This window comes from Streptomyces sp. NBC_01116, from assembly GCF_041435495.1.
Taxonomy (GTDB): domain Bacteria; phylum Actinomycetota; class Actinomycetes; order Streptomycetales; family Streptomycetaceae; genus Streptomyces.
This window is the reverse complement of the sequence record NZ_CP108644.1, coordinates 1345405-1368715: the sequence shown is the minus strand read 5'-3', so window position 1 is coordinate 1368715 and position 23311 is coordinate 1345405. Positions and strand designations below refer to the sequence as shown.

Below are 23311 nucleotides of genomic sequence, written 5' to 3'. Positions count from 1 at the left end.
CTCCCCTCGCTGCCGGCCGCTACCGGTCCCGTGCGGCCAGGAGGCCGTCGAGGATCTCCTCGATCCGCTCGCGCAGCCCGTCCTGGCTCTGGCCGCCGTCCAGCCGCTCGTCGCCGATCACATAGGTGGGCGTGCCGGTCACGCCGATCGCCTTGCCCTCCGCGTGGTCGGCGTCGACGATCAGCAGATGCCGGCCGTCGATCAGCGCCGTGTCGAACTCCTCGGCGTCCAGGCCCAGTTCCCGTGCCACCGCGAGGAGCACCGGCTCGCCCGTGCCGCCGAGATCGGCGGTGCGGGACAGCAGGGCCTCGATGTACGGCCAGCCCTTGCCCTGGTCCGTCGCCTCCTCGGCGGCCTGGGCCGCGGCGTAGGCGTGCTTGTGCTTGTCCAGCGGGAAGTGCCGCAGCCGGATCTCGACGCGGTCCCCGTACCGGGCGCGCAGGGCGCGCACATCGTCGAGGGCTCGGTGGCAGTCGGGGCATTCGAGATCGCACCAGAGGTCGAGGACGACCGGTGCCGCGGGGGAGGAATCGCTCATGTGCCCAGTCTTCCAGGCCGGGCGGGCGCTACCCAACCGGGACCGGCCCACCCCCTGGGGAGGAGTCCGGCCCTGAAATGTCCCTGAGGTGGACGACCACCGTGGCCCCGACGGCGGTCGCCGGTGCAGGATGGAAGGGACGTATCCCCTGCGCCTGGAGGCCCTGATGCTTGCCGAGACCATCTGTTCCGCGGTGTCGGCGGCCGGCCTCGGCATCGCCGCGGTGACCGCGTACCGCAAGCGGTTCCTCACGGCGACGAGGATCGCCGCCTACTCCCTCGTCCCGGTCGGGCTCGTGCTGACCGGGGTCGTCGACTGGCTCGCCGGGATCGCCTTCAAGCCGAGCATCTGGCTCGGCTTCGGGGTGCTCGGCCTCTCCTGGCTGCTGTTCATGACCACCCGCGCCATCGAGCGCCGCAGCGGCACCACCCGCGCGGAGCGCAAGGCCGCGCGGGCGGCCGGGCGGAACGAGGCGGTGGCCCCGGCCGCCTCCGCCCCCTCGCTCGGCGCCGGCGGTGCGGCGGGGCCCGCGGCGGCGGCCACGAAGCCGCAGGCGCAGCCGAAGCCGAAGAAGAGGCAGGAGGCCGCCGCGCCCGGCGACGACTTCAGCGACATCGAGGCGATCCTCAAGAAGCACGGCATCTGAGACCGCGGCCCGTCCTGCGGGCGCGGGCAGGCGCCCACCGGCCCGAAAGCCTGATGGCGACCCGCACGCCGGAGCGATTACCGATGGCCACGGGACGGTGAACTCCCGGGGGAATGACCCCGGTTGATCGCCAACCCGGCCGTCGGTGCGTCATGATCACTCAGAGATGGTGGACCTTTCCCGGGGCGATGCCCCCGCACCCCCCGCCGAAGAGCCCCGCGGCTGTCTCTTCGCGCTCTCCCAGCCGCCCCTGATGATCTTCCTGACGGTGATCGGGGGTCTGCTGCTGATGGCCGCCCTGCACGATCTCTTCGTCCTGTGACGCCTCGCGCCACGGTGCGGGGCGGCGGCGTGGGCGTCAGCCCGCGGCTTCCTTGCGCCGGGCCCGGTACGCCGCGACGTGGAGCCGGTTTCCGCACGTACGGCTGGAGCAGTAGCGGCGGGAGCGGTTGCGCGACAGGTCGACGAACGCGTGCCCGCAGTCCGGCGCCTCGCAGCGCCGCAGTCGCTCCTGCTCGCCCGCCACGATGATGAAGGCCAGCGCCATGCCGCAGTCGGCCGCGAGATGGTCGGCGATCGAGGCGTCGGGGGCGAAGTAGTGCACGTGCCAGTCGTAGCCGTCGTGGTCGGTGAGCTGCGGGGTGGTGCCGGCCGCCGCGACGAGGCGGTTGACCAGGTCGGCGGCGGTGCGGGGGTCGGGCGCCGCGAAGACCTCGGCGAAACGGGCCCGGACGTCGCGCACGGCGGCCAGGTCCTTCTCGCCGAGCGAGCCGACCCCGCTGATGAGATGCCGCTCCGCGAAGGCGTACAGCGCGGCGATGTCGGCGAGGCCGTCCTCGGATCCGCCCGCGAGCCTGTCCGAGGGGTCGTCCCGCGGCGGCTCGTCCTCCGGTGCGGTGTTCACCAGATCGACCACCGTGTCGAGGGCGATCCGGGTGTCGTGAGGGATCAGCACGCTTCGCTCCCTGGCCTTCCGGCGGGCGGGCGCCTGCCGATGGCGGCTGACTCTACTGGCTCGGCCCGGCGGTGCCAGGCCCGGTGCGGGCCCGGCAGGGAGCGGAACGGGCCCCTCCGGCCCCTGGGAGGAGGAGTCGCGGGAGCCGGGCGCACCGGCGCCGTCGTCGCGGTGGATTCCGCGACGACGGCGCCGGTGTCTGCCCTATGCGGTTGTCGGCACGACGCCGTCGCCCCGAGTCGGACGGCGTCGAGCGGCTCTCTGCCTGGCTCAGCTCTCGGCCAGGATGTGGGAGAGCTCCGTGTCCAGATCGAAGTGACGATGCTCGGTGCCGGGCGGAACCGCGGCGTCGGTCCTCTTCAGGAACGACTCCAGGGCCCGCGCCGGGGCTTCGAGCAGGGCTTCACCCTCTGGGGAGCTCAGGGCGATGCATACGACGCCTTGACCGTGACTACGAGATGGCCAGACGCGGACGTCTCCGGTGCCGGTGGGCCGGTGAAGACCCTCGGCAAGGAGGTCGCGGGCGAATACCCATTCGACCGTCTCCTCCGCTCCGGTGTGGAAGGTGGCGTGCACGGCATAGGGATCGGCCGTGTCATACCGCAGGCCCGCGGGTACAGGCAGTGAGGACTCGCTCGACACAACGAGGCGCAGGTGCAGCTCGCAGCTGACCGTGGTGTTCATAAGCGCCAGGGCCTTTCGCTCAGTGTGCGCTCGGGGATTCGCACGTCGGCGAAATCGACATGCCACCTACGGTGGCGTTGTAAACCCCTCTGACCCATTTGTGATGCTTCGGGTCCCTCGCTCAGCGGCGTGTAACTTTGAGTTATGCGCCCATTCCAGTGACGAAGACGGGTCGGGTAAGTTGAGCTTCATGAACGCGGAGAGTGACGAGCGGAGCGAGGTCGCCGACCAGGCGGCACGCGCATCCGCCACGGGGGAATCGGACCGGGAGGAGCGCGAGCTGGGCTCGCGGGCGCCGGGTTTCATCAAGGCGTCGAAAGCGCTCCATCTGAGCTGGCAGGTCGGCGTCTTCATCGTCGGGCTCGGCGTGGTGATCGCGGGCGTGCTCATGCTCGTGCTGCCGGGGCCCGGCTGGCTGGTGATCTTCGGCGGCATGGCGATCTGGGCGACCGAGTTCGTCTGGGCCCAGCTGGTGCTGCGCTGGACCAAGCGCAAGGTCACCGAGGCGGCGCAGCGGGCCCTCGATCCCAAGGTCCGGCGACGCAACATCATCCTCACCACGCTGGGGCTCGTGATCATGGCGGTGCTGGCCGGGATCTACGTCTGGAAGTTCGGGCTCACCATGCCGTGGAAGATCAGCGAGTAGCCCGGGGGACGGTCCAGGAGCACCGCTGACATGGGGTAATGTTTGCGGTGCGCCCGGGCGATTAGCTCAGTGGGAGAGCGCTTCGTTCACACCGAAGAGGTCACTGGTTCGAACCCAGTATCGCCCACCCGGACAGAGGGCCCGGGAGACGGAATCCGTCTCCCGGGCCCTCTGCGTTGCGCGCCGGGCCCCGGCCCGGGAGCCGCTGTGACCAGCGGGCCCGGACCGGGCGTGGCTCACCGCATCCGTCCCAGCGCGTCCCTCAGCCGGCGGGCGTCGCGCAGCCGCTGCTCGTACGTCGCTCCGACCACCAGCAGCAGCAGCCCGGCCAGGGCCGGCGGCAGCCAGCGGGGCAGCGCGCCCGCGACCTGCACCACGTACGGCGCCAGCTCGTGCAGCCCGTCCAGCGCCAGCACCGCCCCACCGAGCAGCAGCAGCGCCTGGAGGCGGTAGCGCGCGCCCAGCAGCGTGATCACCAGCGCCGCCACCCCCAGCAGCAGCGGCCGCAGCCAGTCCGGGTCGGTCCAGGCGACCGCCAGGCTCGGCAACAGCGTCGCCGCGAGCCCCGGCCCGTACGCCGTCCACGACGAGACCTCCCGGTCCCCGCGCCGCCGCAGCACCCCGACCACCAGCGCGGGCACGGTCACCGGCAGCGTGTACGCCTCCGGGAACGACACCTCCGAGGCGGCCAGCCGGACCCAGGTGGCCAGCACGAACAGCGCCGCCGCCAGGTAACCCGCCACCGGCCGCCGCTCCGACCGCACCGCCGCGCCCGCCGCCAGCACCCCGCTCAACGCCAGCACCAGGGCCAGGAAGGGCGCGTCGGACACCGCGAGCCCCACGGCGACGAGCGCACCCAGCGCACCCGCCAGCTCCACCGGCAACGCCACCGGGTTCCGCCGCAACCGTGCCCCGAGCAGCACCGTCAGCGCGGGCACCAGAAGCATCAACGGCGCGGACTCATGCGGTGCGAGGTCCAGGGACCGGCCCGCGAACCCCGTGAGCACGGTGCCCCAGACCACCGCGGCGACCGCGAGCACCGCACGCGGCACCTCGGCCCCCGCCCGTACCGCCGCCCCGGCGAACAGCGCCGCCAGCGCGCCGAACACCGCGTAGGAGGCCCCCTCCGACGCCAGCGACAGCACGGCGACGCTCATCGCCCCGGCCACCGCCCCCAGCAGCGCGATCACCGGCACCGCCGACGCGCTCCGGCCGCTCCCGGCACTCCGGACCGCCGACGCGAGCAGCCCGCCCACCAGGGCCGTCTCCCCGGCCACCGCGACCGCGTAGGGCACATCCAGCACGACCCCGGCCAGCAGCAGCGCGCCCCAGCCGAGAGCCACCGCACCCGCACCGGCGGCCCCGCGCAGGGCTGCCCCGGAAGGCCGCTGGCGAGCGCCGGCCCCACCGGCCGCGTACCAGGGAGCCCCGGCAGCGGGCGGCGCCGTCCGGGCCGCGCCCGGCACATCCGCCTCCGCCGGAGCCGCGTCCCGGGCCGCCAACGGCGCCGTGATCCGCACGACCGAGGGCCACCACCGGTACGCCGCCCCCAGCAGCCCGGCCACCAGGGCGAGCGTCAGCGGGGCCGCGGCCAGCTCCGACCACGGCAGCGTCGACCCCAGCGCGGACCGGAATCCCTCCGGCGCCCCCGCCCACACGTCCGACAGCAGCGTCACCGGACCCAGCAGCACCGCCGCGAGCGGCGGCAGCGCCCACGCCAGGGAGCCGGCCACCACGGCCGCCGACGCCGCCAGCACCCCGCGCGCCGCGTCCCTCGGCACCCCTGCCCGCAGGACCCCTGCCAGGGCGAGGCCGCCCAGCAGATACGCGAGCACCCGCCAGCCCTCCGGCAGTGCGGCGGCCGGTACGCCGCCCACCGCGGCCACCGCCGCGAGGCCCGCCACCACACCGCCCGTCCGCGCGAAACCTCTCGGCGCGCGCCACGCCCCGGCCAGGGCCGCCGCGGCCGCCGCCAGCAGCAGCGCCCCCGGTCCCGCCGCCCCGAGCGGCCCGGAGGCCGTCGTGGACAGCGCGAGGCCCACCATCAGGGCCGACAAGCCCATCGCCGATCCACCGACGCACGCCGTGACCCGCACCCCGGCGCCCTTGCCCCACAGCGCGATCGCTCCGTCCAGCACCGCGGTCGCCAGCAGCGCCCACCCGACCACCAGCGCCGGCGCGCCCGCGGCCCAGGCCCAGAACAGCAGCGGCCACTGGGCCAGCACCACGGCGGCCGGCAACGGCAGGCGCAGCTTGCCCAGCGCCAGCCCGTACGCCGTCCACAGCGCCGCGAGCACCGCCGACGCGACGGCCGTGAAACCGAGCCCGTCGGTGTCGGGCGCGGCCACCGCGTGGACCGCGTAGACGTCCAGCAGCGTCAGCACCAGGGCCAGGGCCGCCAGCGCCTCGGCGGTGGCCGCCAGACCCCGCCGCAGCAGCACCGCCGGGGCGGCCATCGCCCCCAGGGTCACCGCGGCCAGCACGGCCGACCGGCCGCCGATCCCCATCGAGCCCCAGCTCACCAGCGTGAACGCGACGGCAGCGACCGCCAGCAGCAGACCGCCCAGCGTCAGCAGGATGTTCTGCGCGCTGCGCGGCGCGGACGGCTGCTTCGGCACCTGGCCCCACGGCTGCGCGGGGGCGCCGGGAGGCGCGCCCCAGCCGGACGGGTTCCAGCCCGGGGCGGCCGTCGGCGCGGGCGGCCGCAGCGCGGCGAGCAGCCAGGTGCGCCGGGTCAGCAGCTGGGCCCGGCGGGCGTCCAGCTCGGCCAGTTCTCGGTCGAGGAGGGCCAGTTCCTCGGCGGGCGGGGGCACGTGTTCCATGTACGGGAGTGTGGCCCCGGCCACCCGGCCCGTACATGCGCTCGGATACTCACTTCCCGGCCGCACCGCCCTGAGTAGAGCCCTACCCGGAAGCGGTTTGAACGAAGCCCTCGAAGCCCTGTATGGTTCATCCCGTTCCCGGGCGATTAGCTCAGTGGGAGAGCGCTTCGTTCACACCGAAGAGGTCACTGGTTCGAACCCAGTATCGCCCACCGGGGAAAGCCGGTCCGTCAGCATCACGCGGACCGGCTTTCGCATGTCCCGCCCCTCGAACCCCTTACGCGGCCGCGGGCAGTTCCGGACGCAGCGGCCACGCCGGATCCACCGTCTCCGGCGTCCCGCTCTTCGCGAACCACGCCTCCAGGCCCCGCGCCTGGGCCGCGTGCCAGGTCGCCTGAAGGACGTGCAGCTCGGCCGGCGACAGCCGCTCCAGCCGCGTCGAGAAGCGCCGGCACACCGCCCGTACCAACTCCAGTGAAGCCGTCGCGTCGGCCGCCGCGTCATGGGCCCCGTCGAGCACCACCTCGTAACTCGCGCACAGGTCCGTGAGCGTACGGCGGCCCTTGCGGTAGCGGTCCAGATGCTTGTCCAGCACCCTCGGGTCCACCACCCGCATCGGCACCCCGTCGAGATACCCGGCCAGCGACGACGCCCGGTGCCGTCTCAACTCCCGGTCCAGCAGCGTCAGATCGAAGGGCGCGTTCATCACGACCAGCGGACGGCCCGTCGCACAGCTCTCCGCCAGGGCCCGGGCTATCTCGTCCATCACCGGGGCGGGCCAACGCCCGTAGCGGTGAAGGTGGTCGTCGGTCAGACCGTGGATCTCGGTCGCCCCCGGCGGGACCGGGACCCCCGGATCGACCAGCCAGCGCGTGACGCGGACGCGACCGCCCGCGGTGTCCTGCGCGACGAGAGCGGCCGAGACGATCCGGTCCTGCTCGACGTCCACGCCTGTCGTCTCCGTGTCAAAAGCGGCCAGTGGCCCCTCGAACCAGTGCATCATCCCCGAACTCCTCGCACCCGCACGGCAGATGGAATGTTTCCTCTGCCCGATTCGGTGATACCCGGGCTGTTTGCCTGATACGCCGTTTGCGGGCGGTCCGATGCGGTGACAACACAGGTGGGACGCCGGGAAGTTGCCGCCGGCGTCCGTCGATCCGTCCAGCCCACGACACCCCGCCGGCAGACCACCTGCCATCGATCGGCACGCCCGGAAGGCACACGGAGCCATGGCGCTCGCGCAGCCCGACCCCGGGGGAACCGCCCGCGCCGAGGCCTTCGGGCCGCGGCTGCCGCAGCGGCCCGACACGCCACTGCGCGGCTCCCTCGCCACCACCGCCTGCATGGAGACCCTTCAGGTGGGCTACCTGCACGCCGTCGCGGCGGCGGCGGGATGCTCCCTGTCCCAGCCCTTCCCCGACAACGGCATCGACTGGCACGTCAGCCACGGCGCCCCGGCCCACACCGTCGACGACGAAGTGACCATCAAGGTGCAGCTCAAATGCACCTACCAGATACCGCCGCACCCGGCGGGCGGGGCGTTCTCCTTCACGCTCGACAACGCCCACCTCGTCAAACTCGCCCGCAGCCCGGTGTCGGTGCACAAGATCCTGGTCGTGATGATCGTCCCCCGCAGCCAGGACGACTGGCTGCGCGCCGGGCCCGGGGGCCTCGACCTGCGCCACTGCTGCTACTGGACCAACCTGGCCGGCCACGCGGTGACGGGCCGGAACCGGACCACTGTGCGCATCCCGACCTCGCGGATCTTCGACGACCGCGCACTCTGCGACATCATGGCCCGGGTCGGGGCCGGAGGGAGACCCTGATGCACCGGTCCATGGACGAGCCCACGGGCGGAGCGGGACTGCCCGCCGCCCGCTCGCACCCCACCGCCCGCCCGGGGCCCCCGCCCCTCGCCGGGGAACTGCCCGACCCCGCCGTCCTCGGGGCCCTCCTGCGGCGGCACGGCTGGCAGCGGCGCGGGGGAGCGCCGGGTCGCTACGGCCGCTGGACCCCGCCCGGTTCCGCCGGCGGGACGACCAGCCTGCTGGTGCCCGAGAACGCGTCCTTCCCCGACAGCGGGGAGCTGATCGAGGAGGCCCTCGACGCCCTCGGCCGCAGCGCCGACCCCTCCGCACGCGACATCCTGGTCTCCCTGACCCTGCCCAGCGACGAGATCCGCTGGTGGCGCGAGGTCCCCGAGTCGGCGGCCGGAGCCGCGGGCGCCTCGGGCTGGACCGAGGCGGAGGAGCTGCGCTCGGCCGCCCGCCGGGTCCTCATGGCCGGGGCCCTCGCGGCCCGCGGCCGGGCCGGCTACCACGGGGCCCGGCACCGCCGGAAGGCACGCGCCGCCCTGGACGACGCCCTGATCGGGCCCGGAGCCGACGGCCGGAGCCTCACCGCGTACGTCCCCGTCGCCTCCGGCCGCGCCATCGCCGTGCGGCTCTGCCACGCCCTGCACGCCACCCGCGAGGCGGTGGACTACCAGCGCGCCACCGGCGGCCTGGAGGCCTTCGACAGCGCGGTCGCGGCGGGCGTCGGCCGGGAGCTGACCGAGGCGCTGATCGCCCTGGTGCGCGGCTCCGAGGGGGCCCGGATCGACCTGCGGTGGGCACCCGCCGCAGGCACCCCGGACGGCTGCCCGGCCCGCCCCGCGCCCGTCGAGTTCTCCCCGGGCGACCTGCCCGCCCTGCGCGCCGCCGGAGCCCGCTACCTCCGCGACGAACCCGCCGTGCGGGTGCGGCTGACCGGCGTGGTGGTCCGGCTGCGCCGGTCGGGGCCGCGCGGCGCCGGGATCGTACGGCTGCGGGTGCTGGCCGGGGCCGAGGTCGCGCACGTCCGCGTGGAGCTGGACGAGGAGGCGTACCGCATCGCGGGCCACGCCCACCTGGTCGGACTGCCGCTGCGGGTGGAGGGGCGGCTGGAGAACCGGGGCGGCTTCCGGCGGCTCACCGGGGCCTCGCAGGTCGCGCCCGTCCAGGTCGACGAGGCCGAGCGGGACCGGCTGATGAAGGCGCTCCAGGAGAACGTGGACTTCTTCGAGGAGGCGTGCGCTGGGGAGGAGCCGTAGCCCGGCCCGGAAGGCGTTCGCGTCGGGGGCGTACGGCTCGGTACGATTCGCAGTGCTTGGCCATGTGAAGGCAGGCGCCCCCTCAGACAGGAGAGACCGGTGTCAGACGTCCGTGTGATCATCCAACGCGATTCCGAGCGGGAAGAGCACGTGGTGACGACGGGCACGACGGCCGGCGAGCTCTTCCCCGGGCAGCGCACCGTCGTCGCCGCCCGCATCGGCGGTGAGCTGAAGGACCTCTCCTACGAGCTCCAGGACGGCGAGAGCGTCGAGCCGGTGGAGATCTCCTCCGAGGACGGCCTGAACATCCTGCGCCACTCCACCGCGCACGTCATGGCCCAGGCCGTGCAGGAGCTCTTCCCCGACGCCAAGCTCGGCATCGGCCCGCCGGTCAAGGACGGCTTCTACTACGACTTCGACGTCGAGAAGCCGTTCACGCCCGAGGACCTCAAGGCCATCGAGAAGAAGATGCAGGAGATCCAGAAGCGGGGCCAGAAGTTCTCCCGCCGCGTGGTCTCCGACGAGGCCGCCCGCGAGGAGCTGGCCGACGAGCCGTACAAGCTGGAGCTCATCGGCATCAAGGGGTCCGCCTCCTCCGACGACGGCGCGGACGTCGAGGTGGGCGGCGGCGAGCTGACCATCTACGACAACCTCGACCCCAAGACCGGCGACCTGTGCTGGAAGGACCTCTGCCGGGGTCCGCACCTGCCCACCACCCGGTTCATCCCGGCGTTCAAGCTGATGCGCAACGCCGCGGCGTACTGGCGCGGCAGCGAGAAGAACCCGATGCTCCAGCGCATCTACGGCACCGCCTGGCCGACCAAGGACGAGCTGAAGGCGCACCTGGAGTTCCTGGAGGAGGCCGCCAAGCGCGACCACCGCAAGCTCGGCAACGAGCTGGACCTCTTCTCCTTCCCCGACGAGATCGGCCCCGGCCTCGCGGTCTTCCACCCCAAGGGCGGCGTCATCCGCCGGGCCATGGAGGACTACTCGCGCCGCCGTCACGAGGAGGAGGGCTACGAGTTCGTCTACTCGCCGCACGCCACCAAGGGCAAGCTCTTCGAGAAGTCCGGCCATCTGGACTGGTACGCCGACGGCATGTACCCGCCCATGCAGCTCGACGACGGGGTGGACTACTACCTCAAGCCGATGAACTGCCCGATGCACAACCTGATCTTCGACGCGCGCGGCCGCTCCTACCGCGAACTGCCGCTGCGGCTCTTCGAGTTCGGCACCGTGTACCGGTACGAGAAGTCGGGCGTCGTGCACGGCCTGACCCGCTCGCGCGGCTTCACCCAGGACGACGCGCACATCTACTGCACCAAGGAGCAGATGGCCGAGGAGCTCGACCGCACGCTCACCTTCGTGCTGAACCTGCTCCGCGACTACGGGCTCACCGACTTCTACCTGGAGCTCTCCACCAAGGACCCGGAGAAGTACGTCGGCTCCGACGAGACCTGGGAAGAGGCCACCGAGACGCTGCGCCAGGTCGCCGAGAAGCAGGGTCTGCCCCTGGTCCCGGACCCGGGCGGCGCCGCGTTCTACGGCCCGAAGATCTCCGTGCAGTGCAAGGACGCCATCGGCCGCACCTGGCAGATGTCGACCGTGCAGCTCGACTTCAACCTGCCGGAGCGCTTCGACCTGGAGTACACCGGGCCCGACGGCTCCAAGCAGCGCCCGGTGATGATCCACCGTGCCCTGTTCGGCTCCATCGAGCGCTTCTTCGCCGTGCTCCTGGAGCACTACGCGGGCGCGTTCCCGGTCTGGCTCGCGCCGGTCCAGGCCGTCGGCATCCCGATCGGCGACGCCCACATCCCCTACCTCCAGGAGTTCGCCGCCAAGGCGCGCAAGCAGGGGCTGCGGGTGGACGTGGACGCGTCCTCGGACCGGATGCAGAAGAAGATCCGCAACCAGCAGAAGGCCAAGGTGCCCTTCATGATCATCGCTGGCGATGAGGACATGGCCAACGGTGCCGTCTCCTTCCGCTACCGCGACGGTTCGCAGGAGAACGGCATCCCGGTCGACGAGGCCCTCGCCAAGATCGCGAAGGCCGTCGAGGACCGCGTACAGGTCTGATCCGTCACGCGGGAACGGCCCCGGAGCGCTACCCGCGCTCCGGGGGCCGTTTCTCGTCCTCCCGGGTGAACACCTGGATCAGCCACGACGAGAACGACCCCGTGACCGCGCCGAGCAGCGCCAGGCCGCCGGCCATCAGCCCCGCCGCGACCGTCCGGCCCCAGAACGTCACCGGGGCGACATCGCCGTAACCGACCGTCGTGAGCGTCTCGCAGGCCCACCACACCGCGTCGCCGAAGGTGCGGATGGAGGCGTCGGGGGCCGTGTGCTCCAGGTGGTAGACCGCGAGCGAGGCGGCGAAGCCGAGCAGGGCGGCGGTCAGGCCCGCGTACGAGATCACTCGCGCGTACAGACTGAGCCGCGGGCGGTCGCGGCGTTGCTGCACCGCCGTGTACACCTTGACCATGCGCAGCGGGCGCAGCAGCGGCAGCAGCAGGACCAGGGTGTCGAGCCAGTGCACGCGCGGGAAGCGCGCGCCCAGCCCGCTGAGCCGCAGCCGCGTCCCGTAGTCCAGGAGGAACAGCAGCCAGGTCGTCCAGACGAGGATCAGGGCGAGGTCGTTCCAGGGCTCGTCGTCGTGCGGGGTCAGCACCCGGACCGCGTACCCCGCCAGGAAGAGCAGCCCCGCGGCGAAGAGCGGGACCTCCGTGCGCTGCTCCCAGCGGGTCAGCCGGGCGGGTCGATCGGAGGCGGGTCGGTCGCTCATCGCCTCAGCATCGCGGGCGGCCGGGCGGTGCGGCCCCGGCGACACGCTCGGCCGGGGCGACGCAATATGCTGATCGGCATGACGAGTGAGCCGGAGCAGCAGATCGGCGTGGGGACGCCCGACGCATTCCAGCGCCTGTGGACTCCCCACCGGATGGCGTACATCCAGGGCGAGAACAAGCCCAGCGGCCCGGGCGCCGAGGACGGTTGTCCATTCTGTTCGATCCCCGCGAAATCCGACGAGGACGGGCTCCTCGTGGCGCGCGGCGAGCACGTCTACGCGGTGCTGAACCTGTACCCGTACAACGGCGGCCACCTCATGGTCGTCCCCTACCGTCATGTGGCCGACTACACGGAGCTGGACGACCCGGAGACGGCGGAGCTGGCGGACTTCACCAAGCGGGCGATGGTCGCGCTGCGCGCGGCCTCCGGGGCGCACGGCTTCAACATCGGCATGAACCAGGGCTCGGTGGCCGGCGCCGGGATCGCCGCGCATCTGCACCAGCACCTGGTGCCGCGCTGGGGCGGGGACACCAACTTCATGCCGGTCATCGGCCACACCAAGGTGCTGCCCCAGCTGCTCGGCGACACCCGGGCGATGCTGGCCGACGCCTGGCCGAAGGGCGAGCTGCCGGCCCGCTGAGCACGGCCCGCTGAGCACGGTACGGAGAACTCGGTACGGAGAACTCGGTACGGAGAACTCGGTACGGAGAACTCGGTACGGAGAAGGGGGGAGGCTCGGCCGGGCCTCCCCCCTCTCGTTCCGTTCCTACGCGTCGTAGACGTCGGCCTTGCGCGGGGCCGGGTCCTGGACGAGGCCGCTCAGTATCATCGAGCGGTTGTCGAAGCGCTCCGTGTCGACGCCGTTCTCCGCGAGGACGCGCATCGCCGCCGTGTGGACGGCCCGCAGCACCGGGGTGGCGGCGCGCATCGCGTCGTCCGCCATGAAGCGGTGGTTCCACGGCTTGGCCGCCCACGCGTGCCGCAGCCCGAACGGCTCGGGCAGCACGATCTTCCCGCCCAGATAGTCCAGCAGCGGCGGATACCAGGTCAGAGGGGCCCGCAGCGCGAGCCGGACGACCTCCTTGGCGTCTACCAGGGCCAGCTGGATGTCCCGGGTCTCCCAGAAGCGGACGGTCTTGTTGACCGTCCGCGTCTTCGCCGCCGGCTTGGAGAGGAACAGGCCGTGCACCGGCCCCAGCGCGTGGCCCGTGACCTCGATGCGCAGGGTCTCGTGGAGCACGGTGACGGTGATCATCATGGTGATCACCAGCTGACCGTCCCACAGGGTGAACTGGACGCCCAGGTAGTGCCGGTCACCGCTGCCGAACTGCTGGTGGTTGCAGATCCGCTGTATCTCGTGGGGCTTCACCTGGAAGGTGGCGACGTCCTCCCCCTCGGGGCGCGTGACGGAGTCGGCGCCCTCCCCGATCGGCGAGACGATCCAGTGCTTCACGTCCGGCTTCGGGAAGCCGCCCGTGTTCAGCGGCCCGCGCTCCAGCATCTTCAACTGGTCGTGGATGATCCGGATCAGGTCCCAGCTGCGGAACTGGTGGATCTCCTTGGTCGGGTCCTTGGGGAGCAGCTCCTCGGCCAGCTGCCAGCTGCCCCAGCGGGTGCCCATCCCGAGGACGCCCTTGGGACCGGCGTAGAAGACGGCGTTGGACTGCTGTTCGGCCGACAGCTTCTCCAGTCCCTGGCGCAGCGCCTCGCGGGCGGTCTCGTTGGGGTTCTTCGGCACCGCCTCGGGAATCTTCGCGATCACCCCCGTGCCGGAGAGCAGGCCGCTCCAGCGCGCCCGCAGGTCCCTGGCCGAGGTCTCCGCGATCCGCTTGGCGATCAGCCAGCCGATCACCGGGGCGATGAGCGCGCCCCGGACGTAGAGCGCGAGCAGCCCGTCCAGGGGGAGCTTGACCATCAGGACCAGCGCGCCGATGCCGAAGGCGGCCAGGAGGATCGTGCCGACCGCGCGGAACGCCGTGTCCTTGGACTTGCTGAGCGCCTCCCGGACCCGGAAGGCGATCACCCAGGCCAGCATGCCGGGCAGGAACAGGACGCCGAACACCACGGTCACCAGGGTGAGCCGGGTGTCCCGGGCCTTGCGCAGGTTGTTCGCCGACAGACAGTGCTCCACCACGGTCTGCGGGTCCATGCCGAAGGACTGGATGAGCGCGCCGCGCGCGCCCCCGAGCATCCGCTCCTGGACGGCACGGGCGAACGCCTCGCCGAGATTCGGCTTGAAGTAGTCGGACTTGAAGAGTTTCGAGGAGCCCGGCTTCACCACCGATTTGTGCCACTCGCTGTTGGCGTCGAGGATCGTCTCCACCGGACTGTCCCGATACGCCGCCGAGGCCAGGGCATTGGTCGCCACGGTCTGGCCGCCCGAGCCCTGGATCGGGATCTGGGCCCCGGGTGAGAAGTCGAATCCGTCGTTGGCCACCTGTCGCCCCCACTCGCCGCACGTCTGCTCCTGCGGTGTGCCCAACTACCGTACGCGGCATACCTTCTGAGCTGCGACCACAGCGTATCGTCCTGATCACGCCACTGCCCGTCACCCGCGCGCATCGAACGGCGTGTGCGACAGTGCGCCGGTCACGCGCCGGGGGACCCGTCCGCCCGCTCCGCCCGGACCCGGTCCGCGACCTGCGGCGGCATCGCCTCGTGGCGGGCGTACGCGCGGTCGAAGCGGCCCGTGCCGTGCGACAGGGAGCGCAGGTCCACCGCGTACCGGCCGACCTCGATCTCCGGCACCTCGGCCCGTACGACGGTGCGCCCGCCCGGACTCTGCTCGGTTCCCACGACACGGCCCCGCCGCCCCGAGAGGTCGCTCATCACCGGGCCCACATAGTCGTCGGGGACCAGGACGCTTACCTCGCAGACCGGTTCCAGGAGCTGGATGCGGGTGTCGGAGGCGGCCTCGCGCAGCGCGAGCGCCCCGGCGGTCTGGAACGCGGCGTCCGAGGAGTCCACCGAGTGCGCCTTGCCGTCCAGCAGTGTGACGCGCACGTCGACCAGCGGATGCCCGGCGGCCAGCCCCCGGGCGGCCTGGGCCCGCACGCCCTTCTCCACCGAGGGGATGAACCGACGCGGCACCGAACCGCCGACCACCTTGTCGACGAACTCGATGCCCGAGCCCGGCGGCAGCGGCTCCACCTCGATCTCGCAGATCGCGAACCGGCCGTGCCCGCCCGACTGCTTGACGTGCCGTCCGCGCCCGGCGGCCCGCCCGGCGAACGTCTCGCGCAGCGGCACCCGGTGCGGTTCCGCGTCGACCTGGACGCCGTAGCGGTTGCGCAGCCGATCCAGGGCCACCTCCTGATGGGCCTCGCCCAGGCACCACAGGACGACCTGACCGGTGTCCGGGTTCTGTTCGAGGCGCAGCGTGGGGTCCTCGGTGACCAGCCGGGCCAGGCCCTGCGACAGCTTGTCCTCGTCCGCCTTGCCGTGCGCCCGTACGGCCAGCGGCAGCAGCGGGTCCGGCGTCGACCAGGGCTCGATCAGGACCGGATCGTCGGCCGGGGAGAGCGTGTCGCCGGTCTCCGCCTCGCCGAGCCGGGCCACGCACGCCAGATCGCCCGCGACGCACCGGTCCAGGGCGTGCTGCCGGCGGCCGAACGGCGAGGTGAGCGCCCCGACCCGGATCTCCGCCTCGTGACAGGGGCGCGGCGCGTGCCCCGTCGCGTCCAGGCCGTGGCCGCAGAGGTGTACGGAGTCGTCGGGGCGCAGGGTGCCGGAGAAGACGCGGACCAGCGAGACCCGGCCCACGTACGGGTCGGAGGCCGTCTTGACGACCTCGGCGACCAGCGGGCCCCCGGGATCGCAGACCGGGGCGGGCCGCGGCTCGCCCGACGGGGTGGTGACGGCGGGCGGGGTGCGCTCCAGCGGGGTCGGGAAGCCGCGGGTGATCAGCTCCAGCAGTTCGACGGTGCCGATGCCCTGGCGGGCGCCCTCGGCCGCGGGCGCGGCGGTGAGGACGGGGTGGAAGGAGCCCCGGGCGACGGCCCGTTCGAGGTCGGCGATCAGCGTCGCGACGTCGAGGTCCTCGCCGTCGAGATAGCGGTCCATCAGGGACTCGTCCTCGCTCTCGGCGATGATCCCCTCGATCAGCCGGTCCCGGGCCGCCCGCAGGGACTCCTCCTGGTCGGGCGCGGGCGGCAGCTCGGCGCGTTGCCCCGAGGAGTAGTCGAGGATCCGCCGGCTCAGCAGCCCGGTGAGCCCGGTCGGCGGGGCGTGCCCGTCGGCGCCCTCGGGGCCCGGCACGGGCAGGTACAGCGGCAGTACGGCGTCGGGGTCCTCGCCCCCGAAGGCCTCGGCGCAGATCCGGTTCATCTCCCGGTAGGAGGTGCGGGCGGTGTCCAGGTGCGTCACGACGATCGCGCGCGGCATGCCGACGAGCGCGCACTCCTCCCAGGCTGCCCGGGTGGTCGCGGCCACGGACGCGGCGTCCTGGGCCGCCGAGACGACGAAGAGGGCCGCGTCCGCCGCGCGCAGACCGGCCCGCAGCTCGCCGACGAAGTCCGCGTAGCCGGGGGTGTCCAGCAGATTGATCTTGCAGCCGTCCCAGGCCACCGGGACCAGCGAGAGCTGGACGGAACGCCGTCGACGCCGCTCGATCCCGTCGTAGTCGGAGACGGTCGCCCCGTCCTCCACCCGCCCGGCCCGGTTCACGGCTCCCGCCGTCAGGGCCAGGGCCTCGACCAGCGTGGTCTTGCCCGATCCGCTGGGGCCGACCAGCACCACGTTCCGTACGGCGGAGGGGTGGCCGGCCGTCGGTACTCCTCCGGCGGCCCCGGGGTGTGCGTGTGCCTTGTCGCCCATGATGCGTTCCTCCCGGTCGGCGGCGCGGTGCGGGGGAGGGCGACCGCGCGCGGAGCAGCGGTGGTCACGGACACGGGGAGGCCGCCGCGGCGGCTTCGGCGACGCCCGAGGTCCTTCGAGCTTGGCACCGCGACGGGGCCTCGTCCATATGTCGCGCACGGCACGGTCCGGATGCCGTGCACCCGTACGTCCCCCGCCGCGCACGGGCGCGGTCCCCGCGTCGTGTACGGGCGGGGTCCGGGCCGGCGGGGAGCCCGTGTGACACCCGGCGGCGGGTGCCCGTCCGGTGGAAGGCACCGGCGGTGACTACGATGGGCCAGCCGGTGGCCGAAGGGGCCGCACGGCGAACCGAACCCTCGGGAAGGCCATGCTGAACAAGTACGCGCGTGCATTCTTCACGCGTGTCCTCACACCGTTCGCCGCTCTGCTGCTCCGCCTCGGGGTCAGCCCCGACGCGGTCACTCTCGTCGGCACGGCCGGAGTGATGGCAGGTGCGCTGGTCTTTTTCCCCATGGGGGAGTTCTTCTGGGGCACGATCGTCATCACGATCTTCGTCTTCTCCGACCTCGTCGACGGCAACATGGCGCGGCAGGCCGGGATCTCCAGCCGGTGGGGCGCGTTCCTCGACTCGACGCTGGACCGGGTCGCCGACGGGGCGATCTTCGCCGGATTCGCCCTCTGGTACGCGGGCGGCGGCGACGACAACATCCTGTGCGCCGTGGCGATCTTCTGCCTGGCCAGCGGCCAGGTGGTCTCGTACACCAAGGCGCGCGGCGAGTCGATCGGCCTGCCGGTCGCGGTCAACGGCCTCGTGGAGCGCGCCGAGCGCCTGGTGATCTCGCTGGTCGCCGCCGGACTCGCCGGACTGCACGCGTTCGGCGTCCCCGGTATCGACGTCCTGCTGCCGATCGCGCTGTGGATCGTCGCCGCGGGCAGCCTCGTGACGCTGATCCAGCGCGTGGTGACCGTGCGCCGCGAATCCGCCGAGGCGGACGCCGCGGAAGCCGCCGTGGGGCAGGCCGCCGCAGGCCCGTCCGCCGCCGGTTCCGGCGGTTCCGCCGGCCAGGCCGGCCAGGGGAGCGAGGGCGACCGGTGAGCAGCGGTACGTCCGATCTGAAGGGCCGACTCACCGACGGGCTGTACGGACTGGGCTGGGGCGCGGTCAAGAGGCTGCCCGAGCCGGCCGCCGCCCGCCTCTTCCGCACCATCGCCGACCAGGTGTGGAAGCGGCGCGGCAAGAGCGTGCTGCGGCTGGAGTCGAACCTGGCCCGGGTCGTCCCCGACGCGGGTCCTGAGCGACTGGCGGAGCTGTCGCGGGCCGGGATGCGCTCCTACATGCGCTACTGGATGGAGTCGTTCCGGCTGCCGACGTGGAGCCCGGAGCGCATCGAGGCAGGCATCGACATCGCCGGCACCCACCACCTGGCCGAAGGCCTGGACGCCGGGAAGGGCGTGGTCGTCGCCCTGCCGCACCTGGCCAACTGGGACCTCGCGGGGGCCTGGGTCACCACCGACCTGAAGGTCCCCTTCACCACCGTCGCCGAACGCCTGGAGCCCGCGACGCTCTACGACCGGTTCGTCGCCTACCGCGAGGGCCTGGGCATGGAGGTCCTCCCGCACAGCGGCGGGTCCGCCTTCGGCACCCTGGCCCGGCGGCTGCGCGCCGGCGGTCTGATCTGCCTGGTCGCGGACCGGGACCTGTCCGCGTCCGGCGTCGAGGTGTCGTTCTTCGGCGCCACCGCCCGGATGCCCGCGGGCCCGGCACTGCTCGCCCAGCAGACGGGCGCGAAGCTGCTGCCGGTGACCCTCTGGTACGACGGGCCGGTGATGCGCGGGCGTATCCATCCGGCGGTCGACGTGCCGCCGGAGGGCACCCGCGTCGAGAAGACCACCGCCATGACCCAGGCGCTGGCCGACGCCTTCGCCGGCGGTATCGCCGAGCACCCGGAGGACTGGCACATGCTCCAGCGGCTCTGGCTGGACGACCTGGACCCCCGGGGGGAACCCACGTGAAGATCGGCATCGTCTGCCCGTACTCCTGGGACGTACCGGGCGGTGTGCAGTTCCACATCCGGGACCTCGCAGAACACCTGATCCGGCTCGGCCACGAGGTCTCCGTCCTGGCCCCCGCCGACGACGAGACCCCGCTGCCGCCGTACGTCGTCTCGGCGGGCCGGGCCGTCCCCGTCCCGTACAACGGCTCCGTCGCCCGGCTGAACTTCGGCTTCCTGTCGGCGGCCCGGGTGCGGCGCTGGCTCCACGACGGCACGTTCGACGTCATCCACATCCACGAGCCGACCTCCCCGTCGCTCGGCCTGCTGGCCTGCTGGGCGGCGCAGGGGCCGATCGTGGCCACCTTCCACACCTCCAACCCGCGCTCCCGGGCGATGATCGCCGCGTACCCGATCCTCCAGCCCGCGCTCGAGAAGATCAGCGCCCGGATCGCCGTCAGCGAGTACGCCCGGCGCACCCTGGTCGAGCACCTCGGCGGGGACGCCGTCGTCATCCCCAACGGCGTCGACGTCGGCTTCTTCGCCCGGGCCGAGCCGAAGGCCGAGTGGCAGGGCGGGACCCTCGGCTTCATCGGCCGCATCGACGAACCCCGCAAGGGCCTGCCCGTCCTGATGAAGGCGCTGCCCGCGATCCTCGCCGCGCACCCCGAGGCCCGGCTGCTGGTCGCCGGACGCGGCGACGAGGAGGAGGCGGTGGCCACGCTGCCGAAGGAACTGCGCGAGCGCGTCGAGTTCCTCGGCATGGTCAGCGACGAGGACAAGGCCCGGCTGCTGCGCAGCGTCGATGTGTACGTGGCCCCGAACACCGGCGGCGAGAGCTTCGGCATCATCCTGGTCGAGGCGCTGTCGGCCGGTGCGCCGGTGCTGGCCAGCGATCTGGACGCCTTCGCGCAGGTGCTGGACCAGGGCGCGGCGGGCGACCTGTTCGCAGGCGAGGACGCCGAGGCGCTGGCCGCCGCGGCGATCCGGCTGCTGGGCGACCCGGAGCGCCGGGCCGGACTGCGCGAGCGCGGCGAGGCCCACGTCCGGCGGTTCGACTGGGCGACGGTGGGGGCCGACGTCCTCGCGGTGTACGAGACGGTGACCGACGGGGCCGCCTCGGTCGCGGCGGACGAACGCTCGGGGCTGCGGGCCCGGTTCGGGCTGGCCCGGGACTGAGCACGGGCCGGCCCCGGTGGACCGGGCACCCGGCCGCTCCCGGGGCCTCCTGTTGAAGCGGGGGCCCCCGGCGACGGTAGCGTGTGGGCCCGTGACCGTAACCCTCATCGTCTGGATCGTCGTCGCCCTCATCGCGGTCGGCGTGTACCTCAGCTGGACCGCCGGCCGGCTCGACCGCCTGCACTCCCGGATCGACGCCGCCCGTGCCGCCCTCGACGCCCAACTGCTGCGCCGCGCCTCGGTCACCCAGGAGCTGGCCACCTCCGGCGTCCTGGACCCGGCCGCCTCGATCGTCCTGTACGAGGCCGCGCACGCCGCCCGGCAGGCCGAGGAGGACCACCGCGAGGTCGCCGAGAGCGAACTGAGCACCGCCCTGCGCGCCGTATTCGGCGAACCGGCACAGGTCGACGCGGTGAAGGAGATCCCCGGCGGGGAGGAGGCGGCCACCGAACTGGCCGCCGCCGTACGCCGCGTCCCCATGGCCCGGCGCTTCCACAACGACGCCGTACGCGCCGCCCGCGCCCTGCGCCGGCACCGTACCGTCCGGCTCCTCCGGCTGGCCGGGCACGCGCCGTTCCCGCTCGCCTTCGAGATGGACGACGCCCCACCGGTGGCCCTCGCGGACCGGCCCGGCACCTGACAGCCTCCGAACCGGGACCGGTTCAGGGACCGATGAGGGGATCGATCCAGGGCCAAAACGATCCACGGCCTGTTCATTGGCCCTTGCTGTGGACTGGTCCCGGGGCGTTTGCTCGGCGTTGCAGCATCCAGCGTCTTTCACCGAGTGAGGTCCCGTGTCCACGCTTCCCAGCACCCCGCAGTCCGCCGAGTACCCCGCCACCGGCACCGCCCGCGTCAAGCGCGGCATGGCCGAGCAGCTCAAGGGCGGCGTGATCATGGACGTCGTCGACGCCGAGCAGGCGAAGATCGCCGAGGACGCGGGCGCCGTGGCCGTCATGGCCCTGGAGCGCGTCCCGGCCGACATCCGCAAGGACGGCGGAGTGGCCCGGATGTCCGACCCCAACATGATCGAGGAGATCATCGGGGCCGTCTCCATCCCCGTCATGGCCAAGTCCCGCATCGGCCACTTCGTCGAGGCCCAGGTGCTCCAGTCCCTCGGCGTCGACTACATCGACGAGTCCGAGGTCCTCACCCCGGCCGACGAGGTCAACCACAGCGACAAGTTCGCCTTCACCACCCCCTTCGTCTGCGGCGCCACCAACCTGGGCGAGGCCCTGCGCCGCATCGCCGAGGGCGCGGCCATGATCCGCTCGAAGGGCGAGGCCGGCACCGGCAACGTCGTCGAGGCCGTCCGCCACCTGCGCCAGATCAAGAACGAGATCGCCCGGCTGCGCGGCTTCGACAACAACGAGCTGTACGCCGCCGCCAAGGACCTCCGCGCCCCCTACGAGCTGGTCAAGGAGGTCGCGGAGCTCGGCAAGCTGCCCGTCGTGCTGTTCTCCGCCGGTGGCGTCGCCACCCCGGCCGACGCCGCGCTGATGCGCCAGCTCGGCGCCGAGGGCGTCTTCGTCGGCTCCGGCATCTTCAAGTCCGGCGACCCGGCCAAGCGCGCCGCCGCCATCGTGAAGGCCACCACCTTCTACGACGACCCGAAGGTCATCGCGGACGCCTCCCGCAACCTGGGCGAGGCCATGGTCGGCATCAACTGCGACACCCTGCCCGAGTCCGAGCGCTACGCCAACCGCGGCTGGTAACCACTGATGAGCGAGACCCCCCTGATCGGCGTGCTGGCTCTCCAGGGCGACGTACGGGAGCACCTGATCGCCCTGGCCTCGGCGGACGCCCTGGCCAGGCCGGTCCGGCGCCCCGAGGAACTCGCCGAGGTCGACGGCCTGGTCATACCGGGCGGCGAGTCCACCACCATGTCCAAACTGGCCGTGCTCTTCGGCATGATGGAGCCGCTCCGCGAGCGGGTCCGGGCCGGGATGCCGGTCTACGGCACCTGCGCCGGGATGATCCTGCTGGCCGAGAAGATCCTCGACCCCCGTTCGGGTCAGGAGACCGTCGGCGGCATCGACATGATCGTGCGGCGCAACGCCTTCGGCCGGCAGAACGAGTCGTTCGAGGCCGCTGTCGAGGTCGGCGGCGTCGAAGGCGGCCCGGTGGACGGTGTGTTCATCCGCGCTCCGTGGGTCGAGTCCGTCGGGGCCGAGACCGAGGTCATCGCCGAACACGGCGGGCATATCGTGGCCGTCCGGCAGGAAAACGCCCTCGCCACCTCGTTCCACCCCGAACTGACAGGCGACCATCGCGTACACGCTCTGTTCGTGGACATGGTGCGCGCGGTGAACTGAGCTGACCCCGGTAGGATCTCTCGGGTTCGACTCGATTTTGGTGACGCGAAGGAGAAGGCAGATGTCCGGCCACTCTAAATGGGCTACGACGAAGCACAAGAAGGCCGTGATTGACGCCAAGCGCGGCAAGCTCTTCGCGAAGCTGATCAAGAACATCGAGGTCGCGGCGCGCTCCGGCGGCGTGGACCCCGACGGCAACCCCACGCTCGTCGACGCCATCCAGAAGGCGAAGAAGAGCTCCGTCCCGAACAAGAACATCGACTCCGCGGTCAAGCGCGGTGGCGGTCTCGAAGCGGGCGGCGCCGACTACGAGACGATCATGTACGAGGGATACGGCCCCAACGGTGTCGCGGTGCTCATCGAGTGCCTCACCGACAACCGCAACCGTGCCGCGTCCGACGTACGTGTCGCGATGACCCGGAACGGCGGCTCCATGGCCGACCCGGGCTCCGTCTCGTACCTGTTCAACCGCAAGGGCGTCGTGATCGTGCCCAAGGGCGAGCTGACCGAGGACGACGTCCTCGGCGCGGTCCTCGACGCGGGCGCCGAGGAGGTCAACGACCTCGGCGACACCTTCGAGGTGGTCAGCGAGGCCACCGACATGGTCGCGGTGCGCACCGCGCTCCAGGAGGCGGGCATCGACTACGACTCCGCCGAGGCCAACTTCCTGCCGACCATGCAGGTCGAGCTGGACGAAGAGGGCGCGCGCAAGATCTTCAAGCTCATCGACGCGCTGGAGGACAGCGACGACGTGCAGAACGTCTTCGCCAACTTCGACGTGTCCGACGAGGTCATGGAGAAGGTCGACGCGGCCTGACGGCACGGTCGGCAGGGCGGACACGGTCCCGTGCGACGGGCCGACGGGG

At 72.5% G+C, this 23311-nt stretch carries 22 protein-coding genes and 2 tRNA genes; 16 read left to right on the top strand and 8 right to left on the bottom strand.

All coding sequences use genetic code 11. The features are described from left to right. Positions 1 to 19: 19 nt before the first annotated feature. Entirely contained in the window at positions 20 to 538 is a 519-nt protein-coding gene (locus OG245_RS05760) for a DsbA family protein (protein WP_371622463.1), read from the bottom strand. Between the two features lie 166 nt (positions 539 to 704). On the opposite strand from OG245_RS05760, the gene OG245_RS05755 reads away from it, so the two are divergent. Together OG245_RS05755 and OG245_RS05750 are read left to right on the top strand one after the other, a co-directional pair. Next, positions 705 to 1184 (top strand): hypothetical protein, encoded by a 480-nt coding sequence (locus OG245_RS05755; RefSeq protein ID WP_371622462.1) that lies wholly within the window; start codon positions 705 to 707, stop codon positions 1182 to 1184. Between the two features lie 166 nt (positions 1185 to 1350). Beyond that, positions 1351 to 1506: a hypothetical protein gene (locus OG245_RS05750; RefSeq protein ID WP_371622461.1), complete on the top strand. Its 156-nt coding sequence runs from the start codon at positions 1351 to 1353 to the stop codon at positions 1504 to 1506. 36 nt (positions 1507 to 1542) lie between these two features. Here OG245_RS05750 and OG245_RS05745 read toward each other — a convergent pair whose 3' ends face one another. Beyond that, entirely contained in the window at positions 1543 to 2139 is a 597-nt protein-coding gene (locus OG245_RS05745) for a CGNR zinc finger domain-containing protein (protein ID WP_371622460.1), read from the bottom strand. Positions 2140 to 2409: 270 nt separating this feature from the next. After that, positions 2410 to 2823 carry an SsgA family sporulation/cell division regulator gene (locus OG245_RS05740; RefSeq protein ID WP_003959770.1) on the bottom strand — a complete coding sequence of 138 codons (414 nt, stop codon included), beginning with the start codon at positions 2821 to 2823 and terminating at the stop codon, positions 2410 to 2412. A gap of 190 nt (positions 2824 to 3013) precedes the next feature. Between OG245_RS05740 and OG245_RS05735 the strand changes: the two genes are divergently transcribed. Next, positions 3014 to 3469, top strand: a complete 456-nt coding sequence (locus OG245_RS05735) for a TIGR02611 family protein (RefSeq protein ID WP_371622459.1) — start codon at positions 3014 to 3016, stop codon at positions 3467 to 3469. Positions 3470 to 3524: 55 nt separating this feature from the next. After that, positions 3525 to 3596, top strand: a tRNA-Val gene (locus OG245_RS05730). A 109-nt stretch (positions 3597 to 3705) separates the two neighbouring features. On the opposite strand, the gene OG245_RS05725 is transcribed toward OG245_RS05730, so the two are convergent. Continuing rightward, positions 3706 to 6291: an SCO7613 C-terminal domain-containing membrane protein gene (locus OG245_RS05725; protein ID WP_371622458.1), complete on the bottom strand. Its 2586-nt coding sequence runs from the start codon at positions 6289 to 6291 to the stop codon at positions 3706 to 3708. Positions 6292 to 6431: 140 nt separating this feature from the next. Between OG245_RS05725 and OG245_RS05720 the strand changes: the two genes are divergently transcribed. Next, positions 6432 to 6503 (top strand) — tRNA-Val (locus OG245_RS05720). 65 nt (positions 6504 to 6568) lie between these two features. Here the strand turns inward: OG245_RS05720 and OG245_RS05715 are convergent. Next, positions 6569 to 7294, bottom strand: a complete 726-nt coding sequence (locus tag OG245_RS05715; protein WP_371622457.1) for a 3'-5' exonuclease — start codon at positions 7292 to 7294, stop codon at positions 6569 to 6571. 226 nt (positions 7295 to 7520) lie between these two features. Between OG245_RS05715 and OG245_RS05710 the strand changes: the two genes are divergently transcribed. The 3 genes from OG245_RS05710 (at position 7521) to thrS (ending at position 11437) form a co-directional block, all read left to right on the top strand. Beyond that, positions 7521 to 8117 carry a DUF4365 domain-containing protein gene (locus OG245_RS05710; protein ID WP_371622456.1) on the top strand — a complete coding sequence of 199 codons (597 nt, stop codon included), beginning with the start codon at positions 7521 to 7523 and terminating at the stop codon, positions 8115 to 8117. Then, the gene (locus OG245_RS05705) at positions 8117 to 9361 is read left to right on the top strand and encodes a hypothetical protein (RefSeq protein ID WP_371622455.1); all 1245 of its coding nucleotides are present in this window, start codon (positions 8117 to 8119) and stop codon (positions 9359 to 9361) included. The genes OG245_RS05710 and OG245_RS05705 overlap by 1 nt, the downstream gene beginning before the upstream one ends. 99 nt (positions 9362 to 9460) lie before the next feature. Next, entirely contained in the window at positions 9461 to 11437 is a 1977-nt protein-coding gene (gene thrS, locus OG245_RS05700) for a threonine--tRNA ligase (protein ID WP_032794016.1), read from the top strand. Between the two features lie 28 nt (positions 11438 to 11465). On the opposite strand, the gene OG245_RS05695 is transcribed toward thrS, so the two are convergent. Next, on the bottom strand, positions 11466 to 12143 hold the full coding sequence (locus OG245_RS05695; RefSeq protein ID WP_371622454.1) for a potassium channel family protein: 678 nt from the start codon (positions 12141 to 12143) through the stop codon (positions 11466 to 11468). Positions 12144 to 12209: 66 nt separating this feature from the next. On the opposite strand from OG245_RS05695, the gene OG245_RS05690 reads away from it, so the two are divergent. Further along, positions 12210 to 12785, top strand: a complete 576-nt coding sequence (locus tag OG245_RS05690; protein ID WP_371622453.1) for an HIT domain-containing protein — start codon at positions 12210 to 12212, stop codon at positions 12783 to 12785. Between the two features lie 126 nt (positions 12786 to 12911). Here the strand turns inward: OG245_RS05690 and OG245_RS05685 are convergent, their stop codons facing one another. Together OG245_RS05685 and OG245_RS05680 are read right to left on the bottom strand one after the other, a co-directional pair. Then, entirely contained in the window at positions 12912 to 14582 is a 1671-nt protein-coding gene (locus tag OG245_RS05685) for a hypothetical protein (protein WP_371622452.1), read from the bottom strand. 152 nt (positions 14583 to 14734) lie between these two features. After that, the gene (locus OG245_RS05680) at positions 14735 to 16960 is read right to left on the bottom strand and encodes an elongation factor G-like protein EF-G2 (RefSeq protein WP_371622451.1); all 2226 of its coding nucleotides are present in this window, start codon (positions 16958 to 16960) and stop codon (positions 14735 to 14737) included. A gap of 367 nt (positions 16961 to 17327) precedes the next feature. On the opposite strand from OG245_RS05680, the gene pgsA reads away from it, so the two are divergent. The 7 genes from pgsA to OG245_RS05645 all read left to right on the top strand — a co-directional run bounded on the left by pgsA (position 17328) and on the right by OG245_RS05645 (position 23262). After that, entirely contained in the window at positions 17328 to 18056 is a 729-nt protein-coding gene (pgsA, locus tag OG245_RS05675; RefSeq protein ID WP_371622450.1) for a phosphatidylinositol phosphate synthase, read from the top strand. After that, positions 18053 to 18973 carry a phosphatidylinositol mannoside acyltransferase gene (locus OG245_RS05670; RefSeq protein ID WP_371622449.1) on the top strand — a complete coding sequence of 307 codons (921 nt, stop codon included), beginning with the start codon at positions 18053 to 18055 and terminating at the stop codon, positions 18971 to 18973. The genes pgsA and OG245_RS05670 overlap by 4 nt, the downstream gene beginning before the upstream one ends. After that, positions 18970 to 20130 (top strand): glycosyltransferase family 4 protein, encoded by a 1161-nt coding sequence (locus tag OG245_RS05665; RefSeq protein WP_371622448.1) that lies wholly within the window; start codon positions 18970 to 18972, stop codon positions 20128 to 20130. Before OG245_RS05670 ends, OG245_RS05665 begins: the two co-directional genes overlap by 4 nt. Positions 20131 to 20221: 91 nt before the next feature. Beyond that, positions 20222 to 20770 carry a hypothetical protein gene (locus OG245_RS05660; RefSeq protein ID WP_371622447.1) on the top strand — a complete coding sequence of 183 codons (549 nt, stop codon included), beginning with the start codon at positions 20222 to 20224 and terminating at the stop codon, positions 20768 to 20770. 154 nt (positions 20771 to 20924) lie between these two features. Continuing rightward, complete coding sequence (gene pdxS / locus OG245_RS05655) at positions 20925 to 21845, top strand: pyridoxal 5'-phosphate synthase lyase subunit PdxS (protein WP_018960500.1); 921 nt, start codon at positions 20925 to 20927, stop codon at positions 21843 to 21845. Between the two features lie 6 nt (positions 21846 to 21851). Then, positions 21852 to 22445, top strand: coding sequence for a pyridoxal 5'-phosphate synthase glutaminase subunit PdxT (gene pdxT / locus OG245_RS05650; RefSeq protein WP_371622446.1), 594 nt, complete (start codon positions 21852 to 21854; stop codon positions 22443 to 22445). Positions 22446 to 22506: 61 nt separating this feature from the next. After that, entirely contained in the window at positions 22507 to 23262 is a 756-nt protein-coding gene (locus OG245_RS05645; protein ID WP_371622445.1) for a YebC/PmpR family DNA-binding transcriptional regulator, read from the top strand. Positions 23263 to 23311 lie beyond the last annotated feature (49 nt).

Excerpts from the sequence above, each read along its gene's own strand:
- OG245_RS05645 (WP_371622445.1), top strand. The coding sequence starts at position 22,507 with ATGTCCGGCCACTCTAAATGGGCTACGACGAAGCACAAGAAGGCCGTG.
- OG245_RS05690 (WP_371622453.1), top strand. The coding sequence starts at position 12,210 with ATGCTGATCGGCATGACGAGTGAGCCGGAGCAGCAGATCGGCGTGGGG.
- OG245_RS05715 (WP_371622457.1), bottom strand. The coding sequence starts at position 7,294 with ATGATGCACTGGTTCGAGGGGCCACTGGCCGCTTTTGACACGGAGACG.
- OG245_RS05755 (WP_371622462.1), top strand. The coding sequence starts at position 705 with ATGCTTGCCGAGACCATCTGTTCCGCGGTGTCGGCGGCCGGCCTCGGC.
- OG245_RS05750 (WP_371622461.1), top strand. The coding sequence starts at position 1,351 with ATGGTGGACCTTTCCCGGGGCGATGCCCCCGCACCCCCCGCCGAAGAG.
- OG245_RS05695 (WP_371622454.1), bottom strand. The coding sequence starts at position 12,143 with ATGAGCGACCGACCCGCCTCCGATCGACCCGCCCGGCTGACCCGCTGG.
- pdxT (WP_371622446.1), top strand. The coding sequence starts at position 21,852 with ATGAGCGAGACCCCCCTGATCGGCGTGCTGGCTCTCCAGGGCGACGTA.
- OG245_RS05740 (WP_003959770.1), bottom strand. The coding sequence starts at position 2,823 with ATGAACACCACGGTCAGCTGCGAGCTGCACCTGCGCCTCGTTGTGTCG.
- OG245_RS05680 (WP_371622451.1), bottom strand. The coding sequence starts at position 16,960 with ATGGGCGACAAGGCACACGCACACCCCGGGGCCGCCGGAGGAGTACCG.
- pgsA (WP_371622450.1), top strand. The coding sequence starts at position 17,328 with ATGCTGAACAAGTACGCGCGTGCATTCTTCACGCGTGTCCTCACACCG.
- OG245_RS05705 (WP_371622455.1), top strand. The coding sequence starts at position 8,117 with ATGCACCGGTCCATGGACGAGCCCACGGGCGGAGCGGGACTGCCCGCC.
- OG245_RS05760 (WP_371622463.1), bottom strand. The coding sequence starts at position 538 with ATGAGCGATTCCTCCCCCGCGGCACCGGTCGTCCTCGACCTCTGGTGC.
- OG245_RS05710 (WP_371622456.1), top strand. The coding sequence starts at position 7,521 with ATGGCGCTCGCGCAGCCCGACCCCGGGGGAACCGCCCGCGCCGAGGCC.
- OG245_RS05735 (WP_371622459.1), top strand. The coding sequence starts at position 3,014 with ATGAACGCGGAGAGTGACGAGCGGAGCGAGGTCGCCGACCAGGCGGCA.
- OG245_RS05725 (WP_371622458.1), bottom strand. The coding sequence starts at position 6,291 with ATGGAACACGTGCCCCCGCCCGCCGAGGAACTGGCCCTCCTCGACCGA.